At 60.5% G+C, this 19,141-nt stretch carries 23 protein-coding genes; 7 read left to right on the top strand and 16 right to left on the bottom strand.

The features are described from left to right. Positions 1-114: 114 nt before the first annotated feature. The 5 genes from U1763_RS19815 to U1763_RS19795 form a co-directional block, all read right to left on the bottom strand. On the bottom strand, positions 115-282 hold the full coding sequence (locus tag U1763_RS19815) for a hypothetical protein (protein WP_332756647.1): 168 nt from the start codon (positions 280-282) through the stop codon (positions 115-117). Positions 283-429: 147 nt separating this feature from the next. After that, the gene (locus U1763_RS19810) at positions 430-699 is read right to left on the bottom strand and encodes an HU family DNA-binding protein (protein ID WP_332756646.1); all 270 of its coding nucleotides are present in this window, start codon (positions 697-699) and stop codon (positions 430-432) included. Positions 700-1,073: 374 nt separating this feature from the next. Further along, complete coding sequence (locus tag U1763_RS19805; protein WP_332756645.1) at positions 1,074-1,217, bottom strand: hypothetical protein; 144 nt, start codon at positions 1,215-1,217, stop codon at positions 1,074-1,076. 300 nt (positions 1,218-1,517) lie between these two features. After that, a complete protein-coding gene (locus U1763_RS19800; protein ID WP_332756644.1) occupies positions 1,518-1,739 on the bottom strand; it encodes an antitoxin VbhA family protein in 222 nt (73 codons plus the stop codon). A gap of 59 nt (positions 1,740-1,798) precedes the next feature. Beyond that, complete coding sequence (locus tag U1763_RS19795; RefSeq protein WP_332756643.1) at positions 1,799-2,191, bottom strand: DUF3768 domain-containing protein; 393 nt, start codon at positions 2,189-2,191, stop codon at positions 1,799-1,801. Positions 2,192-2,439: 248 nt separating this feature from the next. Here U1763_RS19795 and U1763_RS19790 point away from each other — a divergent pair, with 248 nt between their 5' ends. Further along, positions 2,440-2,766, top strand: a complete 327-nt coding sequence (locus tag U1763_RS19790) for a hypothetical protein (RefSeq protein ID WP_332756642.1) — start codon at positions 2,440-2,442, stop codon at positions 2,764-2,766. 321 nt (positions 2,767-3,087) lie between these two features. On the opposite strand, the gene U1763_RS19785 is transcribed toward U1763_RS19790, so the two are convergent. Next, entirely contained in the window at positions 3,088-3,252 is a 165-nt protein-coding gene (locus U1763_RS19785) for a hypothetical protein (RefSeq protein ID WP_332756641.1), read from the bottom strand. A 674-nt stretch (positions 3,253-3,926) separates the two neighbouring features. Beyond that, a complete protein-coding gene (locus U1763_RS19780; protein ID WP_332756640.1) occupies positions 3,927-4,610 on the bottom strand; it encodes a hypothetical protein in 684 nt (227 codons plus the stop codon). A gap of 94 nt (positions 4,611-4,704) precedes the next feature. On the opposite strand from U1763_RS19780, the gene U1763_RS19775 reads away from it, so the two are divergent. Both U1763_RS19775 and U1763_RS19770 read left to right on the top strand, forming a co-directional pair. Then, on the top strand, positions 4,705-5,238 hold the full coding sequence (locus tag U1763_RS19775; protein ID WP_332756639.1) for a hypothetical protein: 534 nt from the start codon (positions 4,705-4,707) through the stop codon (positions 5,236-5,238). 2 nt (positions 5,239-5,240) lie between these two features. Then, positions 5,241-5,873 carry a hypothetical protein gene (locus tag U1763_RS19770; protein ID WP_332756638.1) on the top strand — a complete coding sequence of 211 codons (633 nt, stop codon included), beginning with the start codon at positions 5,241-5,243 and terminating at the stop codon, positions 5,871-5,873. Between the two features lie 291 nt (positions 5,874-6,164). On the opposite strand, the gene U1763_RS19765 is transcribed toward U1763_RS19770, so the two are convergent. Genes U1763_RS19765 through U1763_RS19755 form a run of 3 tightly spaced genes read right to left on the bottom strand, consistent with a single transcriptional unit; the run spans position 6,165 to position 8,109 of the window. Then, positions 6,165-6,995: a hypothetical protein gene (locus tag U1763_RS19765; protein ID WP_332756637.1), complete on the bottom strand. Its 831-nt coding sequence runs from the start codon at positions 6,993-6,995 to the stop codon at positions 6,165-6,167. Next, positions 6,992-7,702: a hypothetical protein gene (locus U1763_RS19760; protein WP_332756636.1), complete on the bottom strand. Its 711-nt coding sequence runs from the start codon at positions 7,700-7,702 to the stop codon at positions 6,992-6,994. The genes U1763_RS19765 and U1763_RS19760 overlap by 4 nt, the downstream gene beginning before the upstream one ends. After that, positions 7,702-8,109: a hypothetical protein gene (locus U1763_RS19755; RefSeq protein ID WP_332756635.1), complete on the bottom strand. Its 408-nt coding sequence runs from the start codon at positions 8,107-8,109 to the stop codon at positions 7,702-7,704. The genes U1763_RS19760 and U1763_RS19755 overlap by 1 nt, the downstream gene beginning before the upstream one ends. Before the next feature lie 164 nt (positions 8,110-8,273). Between U1763_RS19755 and U1763_RS19750 the strand changes: the two genes are divergently transcribed. After that, positions 8,274-9,257, top strand: a complete 984-nt coding sequence (locus U1763_RS19750) for a protein NO VEIN domain-containing protein (protein WP_332756634.1) — start codon at positions 8,274-8,276, stop codon at positions 9,255-9,257. Between the two features lie 229 nt (positions 9,258-9,486). Here the strand turns inward: U1763_RS19750 and U1763_RS19745 are convergent, their stop codons facing one another. From U1763_RS19745 to U1763_RS19730, 4 genes are all read right to left on the bottom strand, one after another. After that, entirely contained in the window at positions 9,487-9,834 is a 348-nt protein-coding gene (locus U1763_RS19745; protein ID WP_332756633.1) for a hypothetical protein, read from the bottom strand. A 130-nt stretch (positions 9,835-9,964) separates the two neighbouring features. Further along, positions 9,965-10,372: a single-stranded DNA-binding protein gene (locus U1763_RS19740; protein WP_332756632.1), complete on the bottom strand. Its 408-nt coding sequence runs from the start codon at positions 10,370-10,372 to the stop codon at positions 9,965-9,967. Between the two features lie 798 nt (positions 10,373-11,170). After that, complete coding sequence (locus U1763_RS19735; protein ID WP_332756631.1) at positions 11,171-11,746, bottom strand: RES family NAD+ phosphorylase; 576 nt, start codon at positions 11,744-11,746, stop codon at positions 11,171-11,173. 10 nt (positions 11,747-11,756) lie between these two features. After that, a complete protein-coding gene (locus U1763_RS19730) occupies positions 11,757-12,587 on the bottom strand; it encodes an antitoxin Xre/MbcA/ParS-like domain-containing protein (RefSeq protein ID WP_332756630.1) in 831 nt (276 codons plus the stop codon). Between the two features lie 82 nt (positions 12,588-12,669). Here U1763_RS19730 and U1763_RS19725 point away from each other — a divergent pair, with 82 nt between their 5' ends. Continuing rightward, positions 12,670-13,446, top strand: coding sequence for a hypothetical protein (locus tag U1763_RS19725; RefSeq protein ID WP_332756629.1), 777 nt, complete (start codon positions 12,670-12,672; stop codon positions 13,444-13,446). 126 nt (positions 13,447-13,572) lie between these two features. Further along, positions 13,573-15,507, top strand: a complete 1,935-nt coding sequence (locus tag U1763_RS19720) for a competence protein CoiA family protein (RefSeq protein ID WP_332756628.1) — start codon at positions 13,573-13,575, stop codon at positions 15,505-15,507. Between the two features lie 199 nt (positions 15,508-15,706). Here U1763_RS19720 and U1763_RS19715 read toward each other — a convergent pair whose 3' ends face one another. Then, a complete protein-coding gene (locus U1763_RS19715; RefSeq protein ID WP_332756627.1) occupies positions 15,707-16,666 on the bottom strand; it encodes a DUF2493 domain-containing protein in 960 nt (319 codons plus the stop codon). Positions 16,667-17,440: 774 nt separating this feature from the next. On the opposite strand from U1763_RS19715, the gene U1763_RS19710 reads away from it, so the two are divergent. Next, positions 17,441-17,659, top strand: a complete 219-nt coding sequence (locus U1763_RS19710; protein ID WP_332756626.1) for a hypothetical protein — start codon at positions 17,441-17,443, stop codon at positions 17,657-17,659. 505 nt (positions 17,660-18,164) lie between these two features. Here the strand turns inward: U1763_RS19710 and U1763_RS19705 are convergent. Continuing rightward, positions 18,165-18,665 carry a Ros/MucR family transcriptional regulator gene (locus tag U1763_RS19705; protein ID WP_332756625.1) on the bottom strand — a complete coding sequence of 167 codons (501 nt, stop codon included), beginning with the start codon at positions 18,663-18,665 and terminating at the stop codon, positions 18,165-18,167. Between the last annotated feature and the right edge of the window lie 476 nt (positions 18,666-19,141).

The raw sequence follows: 19,141 nt of genomic DNA, 5'->3' as shown, positions 1-19,141 counted from the left end.
GCCTCCTTCAGGATGCCGATGATCTGCTCTTCCGAAAACTGCTTCCGCTTCATCTGTCCGTCCCTTTCCGGGGTCGGACTCTAGCTTCAACTGGAGGAAAAAACGGGGGTCACGTCACACGTTCGTCACGTACTTGGTGAGCTTGACCAAAGGATCACGCGCGCTAGGCACCTGCGTCGGCACGCCCCATTCCATCCGCTCGAGGTTCCGCTCAGCACCGTCCTGCACGATCACCTTGCCGTAGAACGGGGTCTTCTTACCGGTCGGGAAGATGTCACCCACGGGGTATTCCTCGTCCCCCTCATAAGGAGGGCGAATACCGAAGGTGACCGCAAGGTCAGCTTCCTTCGCCGTCATACGATACCGGTTGCACACGAAGCCTATCCCTCGGGTTGGCGCCGACGAAATTATCCCGTCGGCGCACACGCCTTACAGCTTGTCCTTCAGCCCTTTGGCAGCCGTGAACGCAACCTTCTTGGAAGCCGCGATCGTGATCGCCTCACCGGTGCCGGGGTTGCGGCCTTCGCGCTCCGGCCGGTCCTTGACGGTAAACTTGCCGAACCCTGGGATCGACACCTCCTCGCCCTTCACGGCTGCGGCCGCGATCTGGTCGAATACGGCGGCGATCGCCTTCTTCGCATCGGCATCGTTCGAACCGGTCGCTTCCGCGACGCCCTTGGCCAGGTCACTTACGTTCATGCTATTCGTTCTCCATTGGAAACACGGCGGGACCTTAGCCATGGCGAACGACGAGACAAAGACCGTACTGGACGACACCAGCGTCGCAGCAGTTCGCCTCATGCTCGATAAGTGAGCCGATCACGACGTCACCGAAGTATATGAGACCACGTCAGGGCAGGGGCCGATCGCCGACCTCGCGGCGGAAGCAATGCGCGCCCGAAACATCGATCTCTAGCGGCTGGTAATGCGTTGCCGCGTGACGCGAGGATGGCGACCGCTGACTTATTAGGAAGAGATTCGCGTGGTTGGCTGGAAGGAAGGGAATAGCGTGGCCCATCTAGGTGGCTGCGTGAGACATGACGAAAGCGGGGCGGCCGTGCCGCCCCGTCGCCTTATTCCTCCCAGAGCGGCTTGAGCTTGCGCGCCCGCTTGCGTGCAGGCCGGGGTGCTTTGGGCATCCCTTTCTCTGCGATTTCTGCCCGGATGCTGGCCAGTTCCGCGAGCCAAATTTGGGTGCGTGCGGTTTGAATGTGCATGTGAACCTCCTGTTCGTTTACGACAGGAGTGGGCTGACGAGCGGCATGGATCGGGGTCACAGGACCGCAAAGCGGCCGCGAAGCGGGGCATGGAGGAACCGATTTGCGCGAGCAAATTGGAGGGGCCATGCATCCTTGACGCTGGCCTATTCCGCTCGTCACGATGGACATATGTCGACGACAGAGCCTTCCTACGGTGATGGGGTAGGCAACGCCCGCCCCCACGCGCCTTCTGCGCTTCCCCATGCGCGTGCTTTGACGCGGAAAACGGCGCGGTCGATCGCACCGTACCCGCGCCGATCAACAGGGCTGAACAGTCTTCGATTGGAGGATCGCGGCGGTCAGGGCATCGCTGTCGATTTCACCGGCAATGTAGCGGGCGTTCAGACGCTCTATCTCGTCTGAGAGGACGCCGCCCTCGTGACGGACGTTACCCCGAGCGAAGTTGACTTCGCGTTGGCGGTTCGCGCGCTGCGAGGCGCTGATCGCGGGGATCCGACTGGTTAGCGTCTGTGCATTCATGATCTGATCCTTTCGGCATAACGGTGAACGCCCCGACGCACTGCGCCAGCGCGGGCAGGTCATCGTTCGTCGACGCGCATGATCGTGAGGATGCGAACAGTCACGAAGGGATCGGCCGGGTCCTCGGAGCCTGCGGACAGGTCGAGATTATAGTAATCGATCTTCCAGTAGCAGTCGGTGCCTTCGAACTCGAACCGGCCCATGTCACGCTCGCCATACGGGTCTATCGACCTGTCGAAGCTGTCATAGGCGCGAACGGCACGAAGCAAATCGGCGCGTTTGCGGAAATTGCGAAACATGCTGACGTCGCCGATCAGCTCGGCCACGCCGCGGGTCATCACCACCCGGTTGCGGCCAGGTGCGTGAATGTTGTCGCGAAGCCAGTCGTTGAGGCTGGCGATCGCAGATGCGCCACCCGTGGCGCGGTCTGGTTGAGGTGTTTGCTCGGCCATGATGGTCTCCTTTCTGAACCCCGATGGTCGGGGCCTTTCGACAGGCGACGGGACGGCCGGTGCATAGTTCGATCGCGCACCCGTAGGGTCGAAACGCAGTGGAGAAGCCCGCTTGCGGGCTTGCGCGGGGGAGCGCATCGGCCAAGACCCAAGAGCCCGAAAGGCCCTCGCGACTGTCGGTCAAGCAGGACACCCCAGGCTTAGGCTGACGCTGGACGGCTGCGCCGGTTGAGGGTTATCGTCTGCCCATGCAGTCTGTTGCCAACATCGTCACCCTTTGGCCTCGCTGGATGGACAGCGCGGGCGAGATGCTGCGCATGAATGCTCTGGTTCGAACCCGCTGCTCGGGATGTGGGACGTTGATGCGGGTGGATCTGCACGACGTCGTGGCCCGGCATGGTCCGGGTTACTCGCTGGTCGACAAGCTGGAGCGCTGTCGGATGGTCGAGTGCATCAGTTCGACCTTCTATCTGACCTCACGGACCTATGGCGGCGAGTGGACCATCTTGCTGCGTGATCCGGACCTGGTCACCGCGTTCGAGGTCCTACCGCCGATCCGCACGGCTATGAGATGACCAAATCCTGGGTGCCGTTTCGGCCGCAGGAGATCCCCCACCGGATAAAGCAGCTTTTGATCGGAAAGGTCTGATCTATCATGGCGCCGCTGGCTGCTGCCGGCGGACCTTTTTCTTTGTCCATTCGGAGCCGGTTCCCCGGTCGTCATGTACAGGCAAGGGATCAAAGTCCCTCGTCGTCATGCCGCAGGATCGACATCAGCGTTCCGGTCGCGGTTGGAGCCCGCTGCCGTAGCGCGAAGCGCGGGGCCAAGGCGGGCTCGATGCCCGCCGTGGCCCCATGTCTTGCGTCGTAGACGCGGGGGGCCGTAGCCCCCCTGGTCAGGCGAACGGGTCGTACTCGTGAACCACGGTCAGCGAGCTATCGTGATCGTCTGCGGTGATGACGCTGTACCCAGTGCCTACCGAGATGACCATGGTAGCGACCATAAGAGTCCGAGCGAGGCTGAGGGCGTTTTTGCGGGCGATCCAGATATCGTTGAACATGACCGAGGCTCCTGTGAAGCCGACGGGGTTCATCCCCGCTCGACAGGCGCCCGACAGGACGGGGAGGGGCCGCGATCACTTTTTTCCGCCCAGCGGAAAAAAGCCGTAGCGAAGCGCCCGGACCCCTTGTGGGTTGATCGTATAAGGCCCTGAGCCGTCCCAAGAATTGCGCCTTAAGAGCGGGGTGAAGCACGTCGGCCGGAGCCTCGCTGCGTTGGCAATGGACCGCCCGATGCGCATCCCTCTCGAAAGGGATGGGACGCTGCCTGATCCCGCCAGCCCGCCCGCGTGCTAGCGATCGGGAGAGGTCGATGTGTGGCACTGGCACTCTTGCCTGACGGGCTGAAACGAGCTGCCGCTTTTCGAAAAAGACGCTTCCTTGCGCGCTCGCGCGCCCGTCAGTTGATCGTTACCCGAATGGGCCGAGACCGGTCACGGGCTCGGTGGAGCGCAAGCGCAATAGAGCGACGGTCCCGGCCTCAGCCGGGAGACGCCTCGCCCGACCGCTTGAGCAAACCGGTCTGAAAAACCGATGATCGATTTGATTTTTCTGCGCTTCCGAACGCACAAGCGGGAACTTCGACGTTAGTCCAGCCGACATCCAAACCGCGTTCCGAGGTTCCATTGCTGCGATATCGGCGGGGGCCGGACGGTACGCCTGCACATGCCTCCTCTTAGACGAGGCCGAGTTCCCCAAGGATCTGCGTCTCGCTCAACCCGTACAGGCCTGTCCATTGGAAAAGGAAACCAGATAGGTCGGTTGCCCCCCGTGCTTTACCGACGCGCGCAACGAGCAGCAGGCACCACATCAGCGCCTCTCGACAGAATACAGGTTCTTCGAACGCTACCTGAAAATTTTGGACAAGGCCGAGGATCGAGATCGGTGCCGTGCCATCCAGCGTAATCGATGCCGGCTCCCACTGTGGATGGACCAACGCGTTACGAAGCTGGGAAAGCTCGTACAGACGCTTGATAATCACCGCTTGGTCCTCAATCTTTCCCTCTGGCGTCAGAGCTATAAGGTCCTCGATCTTCCGGGTGACAGAGCCATGCCGTTGACTGACCCGTTCAATCATCCGTGGGTCACCGAGTTCTTCGCCTCGAAGCTTGAAGAATGCGTTGGTAAAGGCCTCAACTCCGGTGAGGCTCATGACGAACGCCTGGATACCGTAGACACGGCGTAGCGGCTTCTGCTGCTCTTTGAGCAGCAAATTGATGTTGGAGCCCGCGACCTTGAAGTAAATAGTTACGATCGAAAACAGCTGTTCAAGCGACACGCTTTCAACGCTGGGCTCGCCATCCCGGAGAATGTTTCGGACGCTGCCGTCGGCAGTGGTTTCGACATGGAAATGCGCCATCCGCTTGCTAGTCCCTTATGTGGCACCCGATCAAAAGCGCTTTCGACGGCGTCGCTCTTCAAAAACGAGCAGGGGTATGCGAGCATCGCAGCCTATGCCGCAGCACATCCTGTCTGAACACATGCCACTCGCCACGGCCAACGGCTTCATACCATGTTCGACCGAATACAGGGATGCGCTGGAGTCGCGCAACGCGATCCACCGTCCGAGTGCCGAGCACTACATGCCTGACCATTTGCCGAGGGCGGACCGGGAACGCTGGTTCGACTTCAACGGGCAGATGGACCGTCTGCAATGGCAAGGGGGTCATGTCGGGGCGACGGTGTTCTGTGATCCGCCGGGGGACGTGCCGCATGGTTGGCTGATCCTGAAGAAGCGCGACAAGGCCGCGGATCGCCCGGTGTCAGGTGAGGCTGACGGTCAATGGCGGGCGGATAGCTATTTCCCGTTCCGGTACGTCACGCAAACTGGTGACAATGGCGAAAATGACCTTGGCCTTGGCTATGCATTTGCCAGCGTCAAGGCCGCGCGAGAGGGCTTTGCGGAGTGGGCAACGCGTCGAGAGAAACTACCTGACACGCAGTATCTGCTGCTCGCCTGCTTCCAGGTGGACGAGGGGTCGCTTTAACGGTGGCCCGTCGGAAGAAGAAGCGCCCGGACCGTCCCGAGGGCAGCCTGGATTTCTCGGTTGATACAGTGTGCCGCAACGAGATCGAAGCCGCGATCGACGCGCTCGTCATAGACGAGAACCTCATCGCAGCGCATGTCCTCGCTTCGGCTGCCCACGACGTCATGCGGGGCCATGCCGACCGTGTTGGTCGCGATCTCAAGGCCGATATGCTGACGATCTTGAAACCGCTGGTTCCTGGCCGCGAGAAGTCCCTTATAGATGCGCTTCTTGCACCCTATAACGCAATGAAGCATTCGAATTCGAGCGACGTGGCGGTGACCGTGCACCCCTCTCTCGTGGAAGCGACCTTGTTCTGCTCCACCCAGGAATATGGATCGCTCTTCGGGCATTTGTCCGGGAAGATGGTTTTCTACGTGGCGTGGTACACGGCCGTCCAGCCGTCACTCCGAGGCGTTAACGGCACGAAACCGAAGTTTTTAACGACTGCATTCCCGTCGGCCAGTGGCCCTGGGCCCCGTTCTTTGCAGATGAAGGAGCTGAGGGAGGTTCTTGTTCAGCTAATTCTCGAGCCTGAGCGGCTTACGGACGCTGTCAGCCGGTACAGCACCGATGGCCTATGGGATAAGCCCTAGCAGGACTGGCCGACGACGAGCACATCCATGCACGGTTCCGCAATCTTCCCGCGGTACGCATGCTTTGCCCAAGGATAATTGCGGTGGTCGAGGACCCCTAACCGATCGGCGACTTTTGACCGCACGTCAGAAAAGTGCCTAGTTACGGCCGAATGGCAAGAAGCGGCTGCCGTTGATCTACTGAAGCTGGAACATTCCAGTTTGTTATTTGCCCAGTATGAAGACGTTCAGAACCCAATCCTTGAACACCGACGTCACACACAGTTGAGTCTGGTCAGATTTGGGCGGAGATCAGGAGCGGTGAAGCCCGACCTCGAAAGCTCCGACCGTGCCGAACAGGTCGTTGTCGAATGTGTTCGGCAGCCGGCCGTCGACGGCCGCAGCACCATAGCCGGGAAATAAGGTAAGACCGCCTGTGCGATCGACGCGGGCCAATGTTAGCAACCCTCCGATCTCGCCGACCCCACTCGCCTCGATCAACTCGTTGAGCGCAATCGTCGGGTTATAGCCGATGTCGGCCGCGAAGCCTGCGCGGCATTTTGCGCGTAGCTCGTCCTTGCGATTCCCCAACAGATACATGCGCCGATTGGCGTCGAACGTCACCTGATGGGCGTTCGGCGGCCGACCGTCCGACCACAGGACTACATGCCAGACCTGGGGTCCGCTATACTCGTCTTGTGGACAGACGCCGGTCACGAAGAGCTCGAACGGGCCGCCAGTCTCACGGGCATAATGGTGGCCGATACCGGCAATAAAGGTGACGAAGTCCTTAATCGTCGGTAGCTCGGCATCAAAATCCGCCGTCATACGGGCTAGCGCGGAAACAGCGACGGAGTAGGTCATCGTCGCGGGAAGGGTATTCCCTGCATAAGCATAGCCGAGTTCGCCATGATAGCCCGGTCTAACCCCCGGGTCATGTTCGGGGCGCTCGAATAGCTCGAAGCGGATCGGCAAGATCTTCGGCGCCACGTCCGTGAGAATACGGTGGCCACTAGAGTATTGTTCGGATCGCGCACTGATACGGCTATCGGCTGCGATCCAGATATCGCGCGTCCAAACATACGGCTCTTCGAAGGCGGTCTTGTCGAACTGTCGTTCCTGCCAAACAATGACGCTGGTCACGGTTCGAGGTGCCTAAATTCAATGCCGAACGCGCCTGGACTGTCGGCATAGTTATCGCCCTTCTGATCGATATAGGCGAGACGGAACTCGGACGGCGGATCGGCTTGCACCCAGACCGACACGTGGCCGCCTGCTGAGGTCAACGTGGAAGGATAGTTGCGTCCCGTAAAGTAGCTCAGTTCACGTCGCACCCCTAGCGCCTGTTTCACGATGTGCTTTCCAAAATTCGCTTCGGCCTTGCACTCGACACCAAGGGCTATTTCGTGGTGGGCTGGGTAGCCGCTCGAGGCTGTAGTCACGATTATGTCGACCTCGTGCCGGCGGCTATTGTCGGACGCTCCAGTGTGGTGATGCCCGAGTGTGTCGAATTCAATATCGACAAATATTCTGAAACTGACACCGCTCGATTGAGAAACTGACAGTTCGAAATGAGAATCGCTGAGCTTGATCATGCCGGGACCGGCTTTGAATTTTAGTGTCGAGTAGCCAGCTGCGATTTTCTTTGATGTCGAGGCCGATCCCACGAAACGAAGCCTAAAGCCGCGGCCTGCGAGTTCCTTTACAAGGTCGGAAAGAACATAAAGCTCGTAGAGCTTGCCATCGGAAAGTACACTCAAGATGCCCTGATCGGTTGAACGCGCCTGCCGGTAATTGCTGAAGACACGTCTGATCTCGGTGATAGCGTCATTGCGCGCTGTCTGGTCCATTATGCGAACTCACCATCGCCATATCTGTCTTTTCCGCCTAGGCGCCGTACCAATCGATCGACATCCTCCCGGATGGCTGCAAGGTCCGGAGCATCGCCTAGATCGACGAAGCGCTGATCGCCATCAAGGGCAAGTTCGACGACCGCACGCTGCGGCGGTTCCCCGTCCACATATTCTGCTATCGTCGCAAGCGCCCGTTCGCCGGTTGTGCGATCTTGGGTCGCGAGAAAGCGGCCAAACGATCGTAGCAACTCGACGGCTCGGGCCCCTGGCAGAAGCAGTCGGGCGTCGCCCGTCTCTGGGTCGCGCTCGGTATAGTGACGCTCATCAGCGATGCTTGCTGCATCGGAGGCTCTGAGCTCCTGCTCTAAAACAGTAATTATCGCCCGGAAGTCATCGTCGTCCATGTAGTCTATCTACCAGCGACTTATAACGCCGTCGATCCTTTGAATGTTCGATCAAGCGTATAGCGCCGACCATGGCGCCAGCCTACCATCCTCTAAAACACGGTGGTTGGGTCGATGTGGCCGCAATCGAGGTTTGAGTACACTTCGAGCAGATTGGACATCTGATGGCTAAATTCGGGCAGATTGCGGTGATAAACACGGGTTGGTCGGACGACTATCGAAGCGACGAGGTACGTGGCGATTTTGGGTATCTCGCGAGCGGCGTTGGACATGAAAAATACAACTTTCTACCCGCGACGGACGGCCGCTTTTACGCCTACACGCCTCCCCTCGGCGAGCATCACAGCCCGCCAATGCCGGCATCGCCGGACGATTGGCTCGTATTCGCGCTCTCCAAGAGACCGGGTGGGAGCGGCCTTTATCTAGTGGGATGGTACGAGAGTGCGACGTTCGTTCGCGGCTATGCTCCGCGACCCGACGCGTCCGAACTCAGCGAAGATTCGGACGGAGGAAAGTTCAGCTTCACGTTAAGTGCCGATCGGGCATATTCGGTCCCGCTGCCGATGCGGGACCGCAAGATCCGCGGTGACCACATCAAGCGGTCTTATGCCTATCTGCGCGGTAACGGTCTGAAAGATGCTTGGCGTGAGTCCCTTGCGCGACAACTTCTTGCATATCGCACCGAGTTTCTCGAACGGCTGAAAGTTGGTGAGCCTGCCGAGGAAAAGCCTCGGCTCGGCTTTTGCGGCAGCGCGGCACGACGTAAAGAGATTGAGGAGAAAGCCGTCCGAGCGGCCATTCTGGCGCACGCTGATTGGCATTGCGAGAGCAAGGAAGCTGACAAATGCGGGTACGATCTGCTGCTGACGCACCGGGTTACGGGAGACATTCGTCATGTCGAGGTGAAAGGCACGGCACTCGACCAGCCCCATTTTTTCATGACCGCCAAAGAACGTGATTATGCTGGCAAGCTCGCAGCGAATGACGGCAAGGCTAGATCCAATCGCAAGGGTGAGGTTCGCCCGGTCTGGAAGCTAGCGATGGTTCACGACGTCGACCGGAGCGCCACAGTGCGGCTCTACTCTTTTGCAGAGATGGAACGGGTATTCAACTTGGCGCCATACGCCTTCCACGCTGTGTTGAAGTAGCTTTGATGGGGAAGCGTTTTAGCTAGACGGGAACCAACGATGTAGCCTGTAAGGAAGAATCTTCCCCCGCGCGCCACGCCTGTCAGTCGATCGTTACCCGAATGGGCCGAAACCCGTCGAGGCTCGGTGGAGCGCACGCGGAATAGAGCGACGGTCCCGGCGCAGCCGGGAGACGTCCACCCTTTTCGAGCAGGCCGTTTTACGTCGTCATTATGGAAAGGTCGTCACCTCACTGGTGATAGTCACTCCGCTTCTCGGCCCGGTTAGTCTGATGTCGGCCTTGGTTGATTGGCGATGTGTCGTTGGGGTCTCGCGGCACGAAGCTGAACCGGTCGCCTACCAGCTTATCGCCCTCGATTTTAAAGCTTCCCGTAAGCGACGACCCGGACAGGATTACCGTATCCCCGCTCAGCTCGTAATTGCCACTCGCGCCACTGGAGAGCGAGAAAGTCTTGTCGCCAAACGTGGCGACTACTCCAGAAACAGGCGCGTTGACCATGTTGTAGGTGCCGTTCACGGACTTCCCACAGGCGGCGAGTGTCAGCGCGCCTGCCAGAGCCAGCCACAGTCGTTTCATGCTCATCTCCCCTCGCAAAGCTCGCAGGAAGGCGAGCTGTGCAGCATCGTGCTACGCCAGCGGCTCTTGCCGCAAGGCGGAACATGGGAAGAGGCCCAGAGCCGTAGCTCCGGGCCGTGCTTTCCCTTTGTTAGAAGGGGACGTCGTCGTCATCCAGACCGCCGTGATCCTGGGTATCGCCCTGCTGCTGGCGACCGCGGCTTAGGAAAGTCACCTCGTCGGCGATGATCTCGACACCGTAGCGCTCGATGTTCTCGTTGTCGGTCCAGCGGGTGTAGTGGATGCGGCCCCGAACCATCACCTTCTGGCCCTTCTCGGCATACTGAGCGACGGTCTTGCCGACGCCGTTGAAGCAGGTGATGCGGTGCCATTCGGCGTCCTCGACCCGACGGCCATTCTCCTTGATGATCTTGCCCTCGCTATCGCGCTTCGGGCGTGAGGTCGCGAGGCTGAACTGGGTGATCTTAGTGCCGCCCTGGGTGGTGCGGGTCTCGGGAGTGGCGCCAACGTTGCCTGCGAGGATGACGAGGTTCTGCATTTCGAGGTTCCTTTTTGTGTCGCCTGAGGGTTCGTTCCCTCGACTGAACACCGCCGAAGACGGCCAGGACGGCCTCTTCACCGAAAGCGCGAAGACGCGCAGGGGAACCCCGATCGAAGGGGTGGTGCGGGCAGCCGCGGCACACGGCAACTCGGCCCGTATGATCGCGGGTTGGAGAGGACGGACGGACGGCTTAGGTCGTTCAGGAAAGAGAGGGGATGATCCCCAGGCTGGCGCAATCGGACAGGAACCATAGGCAGACCTCCACACGCATCCCTGCAATTGCAGTGCCATCGCTCCGCTACACGGGCCTCGAAAAAGGCGGCCTGATTACCTTCAACCGGTCGGCAGCGCTGGGCGGGGAGGTCGTGACCAAAGTAATGGCTCGGGCACACCCATCGCACTGCGGTGCTTACACGGCGCGGGTCTGCGTGCATGGCGAGATGACGAAGGGATGGATCGTACCGTGCAGACCCCCGTCCGACCACGAGAACTGAGCGCGCCTGTCGTGATGCCGGCAGGGGATTTTCACCTAGCAAAGCACGGCGAAGCCGGCCCGCAGATCATTGCGGTGTGGTGACGTGCTCCCTGGCAGGGTACACGCCCGGGGCAGGCTCTGTCCTCGCCCTACGGAATCTCTCCTCGGCTGAAACGCCGATTTTGGGCGCCAGCGCCTCCGTTCGTCGATCGTCACCCGAATGAGCCGAGACCGACGGAACTCGGTGAAGCAAAGCGAAAGCGATGGTCCCGGCGCAGCCGGGGGCCGCCAGGAGGTTCTCAGCCGGAACCCTCAATATGTCAGATCAGGGTGGTCTTGAGGGTCTTGAGGGCAGGGACCAAAGCGGCGAGCCGCTCAAGCTGGACCACGGCCTGCGCGCTCAGTCCAGGCGTCACCGCACGGTCGTATATCGCCATGCAGTTCTTCTTGCGGAGCCGCGAGTGGTAGACGATCCCATCGAGATCAGTCGTTTCATACAGCGCCTGGCTAAAGGCACGCGCCTCATCTTGGCGCTTGGCGCCGACGATGTCGGTCGAGATGCCAAGCTTGAAACATGCGTCGCCGCGCAGCGTCAGCAGCCGGAGCGGCCGGGTCGCCGAAACCGCACACACCCCCCAATCGGCAATGTCCGACTGCGCCAGCTCGCGGACGGTCTTTCCCTCGAAACGGTCACGGATGATCGCTTCGGCGAGGCAAGTCGCGAGATCCTCAGCGATATAGAGGAGCTTGAAGGCCTTGGTGGGACTGGCAAACCGAGTCTCGCCAAAGCCCATGCCGAGAGGCGTGCTGCGCCGCGCCCAGGGCGTGACACGCAGATAGTCAGCTGGCTCGACCCGGCGGGTCAGCGAGGTAAGGATTTTCGGATCGAGCGCCATTGCTGCCCGATTAGTCGATGTCGCGGTGGAAGTCCCGCAAGGCGATTATACTGACCTTATCCTGCTGCGCTGCGTGCAAGGCCGCCAGCGGTGTTTCTCCGTCCAGCGCGCCATGCGGCTGCCGCATCCAGAGCCAGGCAGACCGCGCGTCCGGCGCGACTGCCAAGACGTCGGCGATGCCCCGGAGGGGACGGCCGTCGATGAACTGCTCGAGCGGATAGGCCAGCTTGCGCTGCCCGCGGAGCAGACCGATGATCGCGCCTTGCTTGTACCAGGTATTGAGCGTCGTTCGCTTGACGCCGATCTGCGCCTCGATGTCGCTCGCACCACCCACTGGTCCCGCCCAGTCCTCGATCGCCTTCGGGGCCGCATAGGCGGCGACACGAGCGCGCCCTTCGCTCAGGCTGATCACCTCGCCAAGACCGCTGCCCCGCGTCTGCTCGACAGGGTCGCCTTTCACCGTCGCGGCCGGCGTGAACTGGAGAGCGACCTGTTCCAGCGCAGCGCGCAGCTTATGCTCGCGCGCGACACCGCGCAGATCGACTGCTGGAAACCCCGACATGACGTCGACCGCGATCGAGACGATCCGGGCCATGGTCTTGATCTCGGCGGCCGGGGCTTGCGGATTGCGTCCACGCAGGACTGCCTGCATCTCGGCCACATCCAACGTCATCGCTGCTTCGCTCATGATCGCCTCCACCTTGATTGAATAGATAGTGCAGATTGAACGGATTGTCCAGTATTGGACGAACCTGAGCGGCTTATCTGTCTGAGCGCTATATTCGTACACATCCGCAAGAACGGGTTTTCTCGTCGTCGAGCATGGTACACCCTCGGCCATGCAAGAGAGAGTATCCCGAGCAGAGGCTACGCGGCACGTGGCGGTAAACCGTCACCGCTCTTGATAGGACTTGAGCACCGCGATGTTGGAATTATTCGATCTCGATGCGCTGGTCGCGCGCTTTCCCGAGGATGCGGCGATCACGGCGCTGAAGCCGCTGGCACGCGCGGCGACCTCGATGTTCTCGGTCGTCAACGACCTCAAACGGGCCGGCGAGATGATGACGGCATGCAAGGCGCTGTCGCAGTTGATCCAGGCGACGTCAGCACGGGGCACGGCTCCGCGCCGCCAGGAGGCGGCGACCGTACAGGCCCTATTTGGGCAGGCCGTGCTTCTATACACGCGCGCCACGCACAGTCGCAGCGAGGGCCGGAACAAGCTGCAGATCACCGCATATCTAGATGCAAGGCAGCGCGCTGTGCATGACCGCGTCACTGCGTTACGCGACGGATATCTCGCACACTTTGGCAATGCCACGGGTTGGGAGGAGCATCGCGTGGTGCTTGCACTCGACATCCCGGCCAAGAAAATGGCGTTCAGTTACCCACATTCCAGCGCCTATATTCAGGTTGCAGAGGCCGTTGATCTCGACAAGGCGCTCGAAGCGGCGTTGCCGATCGCCCAAGCCCAATCCGCCAAGGTGTCGACCAAGCTTAACCTCGCCATCAACGCTCTGTTCGAAACGCATCCGGACTTTGTCGAGCATCTCCGGCAGGCGCGGTTCGACCCGGCGACGTTTTTCGAAGCCGACGAGATTCAGCCCTATCTGGACAGTGTCGGCCGGCTTGATACCGACCCACCGACCGCACCGCGAATTGGCGGTGTTCGACCGGGTAGCCCCGACCGCCCCGGAGGGTGACATGGCGGAGCTCGCAACCAGGTTGCATGCCAAAGCGGGAAATGCCGGCAGACTCATCTGAGGCATTCCCTCGGCGACCGAGCGATCATAGAAAGGTTGGCCTAGTGGAGGGCAAATCCCGGCGGTATGGACGATCCAACCCCTAACCCTTTCGGCTTTGTCGATCACTCCGCCTTTACAGGTTTTGGAGTCGATCTCGTTTGGGGCCTCGATGCCGAGGGCGCGCCAGTCCACATCAACGCTGCCCGACGCGGCCTTGCATGCCGGTTGATCTGTCCGGCTTGCAAGGCGCCGCTGATCGCCCGCAAGGGTGCGAAGAAGGCGGCGCACTTCTCGCATCAAGGCAAGGACTCAGGATGCGGCAGTGGCCGCGAAACCAATGCGCATTACTGGGCTAAGCAGCTGCTGGTGGAGAAAAAGCAGATCTGGACACCGGTGGTGACCGCCGTCGTCGACGGTGCCTCGCGTCACGAGAGCAAGGCAAAGTGGATGACATTCAGCGATGTCCGGTCTGAGCGGCGCCTCGATCGCATCGTGCCCGACATCGTGCTGATCCTTGATGACAGGCGCGAGCTGATCGTCGAGATCTGCGTCACCCACCCGTGCGGCGAGGACAAGATCGCGCTGATCCAGTCCAACAGCTGGCCAGCGATCGAAATCAACCTCCGTCATTTGCGGACGTGTCAGGATATCGCCGTGATCGAGCGCGGACTGCTGGAGACGGCGCCGCGGACCTGGCTTTGCAACCCAAGGCGGGATCGGGCCGAAAACAAGCTGCGCGCGGAATTGGCCGCAGCAGCGGCGAGCCGGGCGGAGGCGGCGCGACGCAAGGCCGCCCAGGAGGCCGACCGTCAACGACGTGAGGCGTTGACGGTGGAGGCAGACGCGCACGCATTATTGGGCGCGGCCGCCTCCGCGCACGCGGCGGTCTGCCCGATCAGCGATCCCACGCTCCTCCAACTGATTGCCCGGGACGAGGGCGAGCTGATCGGCATTTCAGGTGGTGGCGAGGGCTTCGCCGTCACACAAGACGAGTGGCAAGCAACCGTGGTCGAGAAGTTCGTCTCGATTGGCGACATCAGAAGCTACGAGGCCGAGACATTCTCGCTGGAGCGTGTGCTCGTGTATCTCAAGCCGCTCATCGCGCCGGCTTTTGTCCAGCCGCCAACCGACAAGGTACACGCATGGATGCGCGTCCATCATCGCGCTTTCCGTTTCCCGCATGAAGCGCTCGAGGACTATCTTGATGCGCTCTGCGTGACGGGAAGTCTGCAATCCGACGAACCCGGCGAGTATCGCCTTCCCGACGATGTCGTGACGAGGATCGAGCGCGAGCAGCGTCGCCTGGTCGAGATCGATCGTCGCGAGGAAGTAGCGCACGTGCTCGTCGACCAGATCATCGCCGATCTACCGCCGGAAGAAGCCTTCCTGCTTGAACCGCAGGCGTGGTTGGACACGGTGCTGCCAGGCAACAGCGCGTCGCCGACGCAGATCGTAATCGCCGGAGGGGCACCCTATCGAGACCTGATCGCGACGCTGCAAGCCTTGGTGAAAATGGTCGCCGGCGGGGAAGATGCCGTAGACGATGTGCTCGGGTTACCATTGGCTGCAGCGCGCTACCGCGCAGTCGAACGGCTGTCGGCGCGACGGAGCCGCGAAGCAGCGGAGCGGAGCCAGCAGCTCCGCGATGTCGCAGCGCGATCATTGGGGCAAGAAGCCGACATATGGTTGACCACGCCTATCGAGGACAGCGGCGAAACACCGCTTGCGCTGTCCAGCACGGGGCAGGCCGGTCTCGATCTCTGCCTTGATAAAATCGCGGCGATCAAGCGTCGCCGTGAGCACGAGCGCGTCGCGGCAGCAGCGACCACGACGCGACGCGACAAGTTGCAAGCGGTCGTCACGAAGCTGTTCGCGCATAACCTTCGCGAGCTTGCCCTGAAGAACCAGTCGCCGCAGCTTGGCAGTTCGCCTTGGGAAGCGTGCACAACCGATCATGGCCTCGAAAGTGCCATCCGCGTTCTCACCGTTCAGGCGCAGGGCCGGAGTCGACGACGATGACGATAAACCTTTCCTATGTTCGCGGGTTAAGCGCTGCGGCTGACCAAGTCGCTCGACAGAAAGCTCCAATAAACGGCCGCAGTCTGGAACGGATTAAGGCAAGACACGAAGTCGCTCCCTGAGGATTTCGAGGTCAATAGCCCCTGCGGAAAGCCGCGAGGGGCGAAGGCCGCTAGCATGCCAGCGGCTAAGCCGAAGCTCAGGCGACCGTGCGGTCGCGCTGAGCGTTCTGGGCAGCGGGAGGGGTACCGAGCGGTCCGCGGCGATCCACCACGCGGATACCAGCCTGCTTGGCGTCGATCACCAGGCGCTCGGTCACGCCGTTGCCCTGGAAGGCGATGACGTAGCGGGGCTTCAGCGAGAGCATCTGCTCGTTGCGACGGAAGCCGGCGCGATCTCCGAGTTTGCGGTCCAGGCTGAAGCGGACTTGCTGGATGCCGTGCTGCTCGGCCCAGGAGGCGGCGATGCGCTCGATCCCTTTCATGTCGCCGCCATGGACGAGATACATGTCCCCGACGCGCTCCCGGACCGCGCCCAGGGTGCGCAGCAGATTGTCGCCAAATGTCTTCATGTCCTCGTCGGTCCTGAAGGCCAGCCGTCCGCCGGCGAACACGACCGGGGTGCCCTGTGCCGTGTTGGCGTCGCGCTTGCGATCGCGGCGTGCCTGGAGGAAGGCTCGTCCGTCCACGATTGCGGACGTAACGCCGAGGGAAATGCGGTTGCCGCTCGACGGGATCCAAGAGCGTCCGGTCTCGCGGATGTAGTGCGCCGCTGCGGTGTCGCGCATCAGTTCGTAGCAGGTGGCGGCTTCTTCGATCTTCTTGGCGAGGTCGATCTTGTCCTCGAGATTGGAGGTGTTGATCTCCGAACCGTCCTGCTCGGCCAGCAACAGCCTGATCTCGTCGGTAAGGCGATCGATCGTAGCGTGTTTCTTCGCTGCGGCCCGGTGGAAGAGGTTGACCAGGCCCCAGCCCATTTCCTCGATGTCGCGTTCAAGTGACGTATTCTGAATGGTTGCGAACAGATCGCTCCAGATTGCGGTAATGGTCTGCTCCAGTGCATCCGGAGAGGGTGCTGCCATCCCCGAGACGTCCTGGACGCGGGGCTCGAGGTGGCCAAGCTCCAGTGCGGAGAGTGCGGCAGCAAGTGAAGTGGTCATGGCGTAGAGCCCTTCATCTAAATGAGCCCGGCAGCCTATCCGCCGGATGCGCACCTCCTGGGCGGCCGAACAAGAGGCCTCCGCACCGAAGCGCAAGCGCGAGGGGAACCGCAAAAACCGGGGTGGCGCGGGCAGCCGTGGCACACGGCAACTCGGTCCGGATTTTTGCGGTTGCGGTGGCCTCGCGGCCGCCCATGTGCCGCATCGCTCTAGCGGAAGGCGGTCGGGCGTCAGATGACGGAAGACGGGACCGTGACCGCGCTAGTTGCTGCGCTTGGGGGGGGCTGAACCCGAATGCCGCAAGGTCGTCGAGAATGGCTTTCCGTGCGGCGAACAAGCGGACCAACGCTTCGGGCGTGATCCCTAACCTGCCATCGGCATCAGTGGCATCGACCTGATGCGGATTTGGTCGACGAGATCCTCGCACCGAGACGCGGGATAGCACGCGCACGCCGCAACACGACAACAGGCGCAGGCGCGAAGGACGGAGGTGTCATCTCCATCAGGGACAGAACGCCGGGGATCGACGCCGGCGCCTTCAATGACAAGCGGTGACGAAGCTGGGATGCTCCGTGTTCAGGCTCTTCCGACCGTCGTGTAAGCCGCATCGACAAGCGGGACGACAGGCGCAGACGAGATCCTCTGCTTCGACCGTGAGTTCGGTGATGTAATGGCCAGGATTTGCGCGTTTGCGTGCCGGTGTGTGTGTCCGTGAAACGCATAGGGATTCCTGTTCGGTTGGGTTAGTGATCCCAACCAACAGGAGTTGGCTCAATGCGTTACGTAATCCGTAAAGAAGGCGAGATGTCCACGCTCGGTGTTCACCGAAACAGCTTCGACGAAGCGCTCGCTACGGCCGCTGAACTGATCGCAATGCGCGATGACGAAAAGTCGATCGCGGTGGAAGACACGTGGGAAAATCGGACGATCGACGAAGCGGAAATAGCGACTTTGATTGCCGCGAGATCGCCGGACACCGCCGACAATGTGTAGCTCTGTATATTTGGTCAAGATCGCTGGTGAATACGAGTGAACGGTTACGTGGAATTTCAAAGTCCCGAGGGCGAGCCGATCGTCGTCAACGTGGATCGCGTAAATTTTGTACGCCGTTTTAAAGGTGGGAATGATGCGAGTGCAGTAAATTTCGAGAAGGGAAATTATGTTGTGGTAAAGGGAAACATCACATCGGTTATGAAAACCCTCCAGGACGGATAGGTGTTTCCTTGGCAGGTTGTACTGTCACGGTTCATCACCTAAACGTGCCGGATTAGACCAAAATAGAGGTCCGACTCGTGGTCAATCATACTGGTATATCAGATGCGCGTATTCCTATTAGGCTTGCTAATCACCTTGGGTGCTTACAACGATCACAAGCGGCCCAATTCTTTTGACGCCAAGCCGGATGAAAATGTTGCTGCTCCCTACAATGGCGTGCCTAAGGGAGAGCAAAAGAAATAGCTGGGGTGGCCAGCCTTCATTTCTAAAGGCCGGCCAAAAATCATTCTGCGGTATCGTCGGCTTTGCGCTTACGCGGCGCAGGCTTTGCCACCTCTGCCTTGGCCTCATTCTTCTGACCCGGCTTGCGACCCAGGCCAATGCTCTTTGCCATGGTGCGGCGCGCTTCTGAATAGGTAGGAGCGACCATCGGGTAATCAGCCTTCAGGCCATAACGCTCGCGATACTCCGCTGGCGTCATGCCGTTAGTAGCGAGATGGCGACGCAGCGTCTTGTACGGCTTGCCATCGATCATGCTGATGATGTGATCGGGACTCGCAAGGGACTTCCGGGCCGTTACCGCGCCAACGTATTCCTTGGGTGCTTCCGCAGGGCTTTCTTCGGTCTGCGAACCGCCAACAAGCGCCTGAACGCTGCTGTGCATCTGCGATAGAAATGCAGGAACGTCGTCGGCCGACGTACGGGTATTTGGGTTGCTAAGCCAAGCGATTGTCAACTCGGTAGCGAGTTCAACAGCGTTGGGCTGGTAGGTATCGTCGGACATTCTTGGCTCCATTTAGCTGATGGGCAAATAGGACTCCCCGGATAATCGTACAACCGCTCAGAAAGTAATTCTGTGAGATCGCATCGAAAAGTGGGACTGACTGCCTGACAATCAACAAGGTGTGCGATAACCTCAAAAGTCACCTGAGATATGCCACCAGCAGGTGGTTCCTTTTGGATTTAAGTCGAGACGGTTCGGTCGTCTCAACCTTAAGCTGAGCGTTCGACACTTAGCGCATTTAGATCGGGTAAATTCTACCATTAATTCGCTTCCGAGAAATGTACGGTGGCCGTTCGGTAAGCGACAAACTCCCCAGTCCGAAAGCTTCCTTCCCTACTGGCGGGCGATCATGCGCCCGATCTCGGACGCGATGCCGCGATCGGACATTCAGGCCGGAACAGGGGGATGAAAGCATATGTCGCCGACCTCTCAGCGCCGGGACCGGCGAAGAGAACCATGTCTACGGCCTAGCCGCG

Source organism: Sphingomonas sorbitolis (assembly GCF_036663875.1).
In the GTDB taxonomy this organism is placed as follows: Bacteria; Pseudomonadota; Alphaproteobacteria; order Sphingomonadales; family Sphingomonadaceae; genus Sphingomonas.
Note: the sequence above shows the minus strand (reverse complement) of the source record. Positions and strands in the feature narration are given on the sequence as shown.

Excerpts from the sequence above, each read along its gene's own strand:
- U1763_RS19730 (WP_332756630.1), bottom strand. The coding sequence starts at position 12,587 with ATGGCCGAGGGTGTACCATGCTCGACGACGAGAAAACCCGTTCTTGCG.
- U1763_RS19800 (WP_332756644.1), bottom strand. The coding sequence starts at position 1,739 with ATGAATGCACAGACGCTAACCAGTCGGATCCCCGCGATCAGCGCCTCG.
- U1763_RS19780 (WP_332756640.1), bottom strand. The coding sequence starts at position 4,610 with ATGGCGCATTTCCATGTCGAAACCACTGCCGACGGCAGCGTCCGAAAC.
- U1763_RS19790 (WP_332756642.1), top strand. The coding sequence starts at position 2,440 with ATGCAGTCTGTTGCCAACATCGTCACCCTTTGGCCTCGCTGGATGGAC.
- U1763_RS19720 (WP_332756628.1), top strand. The coding sequence starts at position 13,573 with ATGGACGATCCAACCCCTAACCCTTTCGGCTTTGTCGATCACTCCGCC.
- U1763_RS19740 (WP_332756632.1), bottom strand. The coding sequence starts at position 10,372 with ATGCAGAACCTCGTCATCCTCGCAGGCAACGTTGGCGCCACTCCCGAG.
- U1763_RS19725 (WP_332756629.1), top strand. The coding sequence starts at position 12,670 with ATGTTGGAATTATTCGATCTCGATGCGCTGGTCGCGCGCTTTCCCGAG.
- U1763_RS19810 (WP_332756646.1), bottom strand. The coding sequence starts at position 699 with ATGAACGTAAGTGACCTGGCCAAGGGCGTCGCGGAAGCGACCGGTTCG.
- U1763_RS19715 (WP_332756627.1), bottom strand. The coding sequence starts at position 16,666 with ATGACCACTTCACTTGCTGCCGCACTCTCCGCACTGGAGCTTGGCCAC.
- U1763_RS19705 (WP_332756625.1), bottom strand. The coding sequence starts at position 18,665 with ATGTCCGACGATACCTACCAGCCCAACGCTGTTGAACTCGCTACCGAG.
- U1763_RS19745 (WP_332756633.1), bottom strand. The coding sequence starts at position 9,834 with ATGAAACGACTGTGGCTGGCTCTGGCAGGCGCGCTGACACTCGCCGCC.
- U1763_RS19755 (WP_332756635.1), bottom strand. The coding sequence starts at position 8,109 with ATGGACGACGATGACTTCCGGGCGATAATTACTGTTTTAGAGCAGGAG.
- U1763_RS19795 (WP_332756643.1), bottom strand. The coding sequence starts at position 2,191 with ATGGCCGAGCAAACACCTCAACCAGACCGCGCCACGGGTGGCGCATCT.
- U1763_RS19775 (WP_332756639.1), top strand. The coding sequence starts at position 4,705 with ATGCCGCAGCACATCCTGTCTGAACACATGCCACTCGCCACGGCCAAC.
- U1763_RS19735 (WP_332756631.1), bottom strand. The coding sequence starts at position 11,746 with ATGGCGCTCGATCCGAAAATCCTTACCTCGCTGACCCGCCGGGTCGAG.
- U1763_RS19710 (WP_332756626.1), top strand. The coding sequence starts at position 17,441 with ATGCGTTACGTAATCCGTAAAGAAGGCGAGATGTCCACGCTCGGTGTT.
- U1763_RS19805 (WP_332756645.1), bottom strand. The coding sequence starts at position 1,217 with ATGCACATTCAAACCGCACGCACCCAAATTTGGCTCGCGGAACTGGCC.
- U1763_RS19760 (WP_332756636.1), bottom strand. The coding sequence starts at position 7,702 with ATGGACCAGACAGCGCGCAATGACGCTATCACCGAGATCAGACGTGTC.
- U1763_RS19785 (WP_332756641.1), bottom strand. The coding sequence starts at position 3,252 with ATGTTCAACGATATCTGGATCGCCCGCAAAAACGCCCTCAGCCTCGCT.
- U1763_RS19750 (WP_332756634.1), top strand. The coding sequence starts at position 8,274 with ATGGCTAAATTCGGGCAGATTGCGGTGATAAACACGGGTTGGTCGGAC.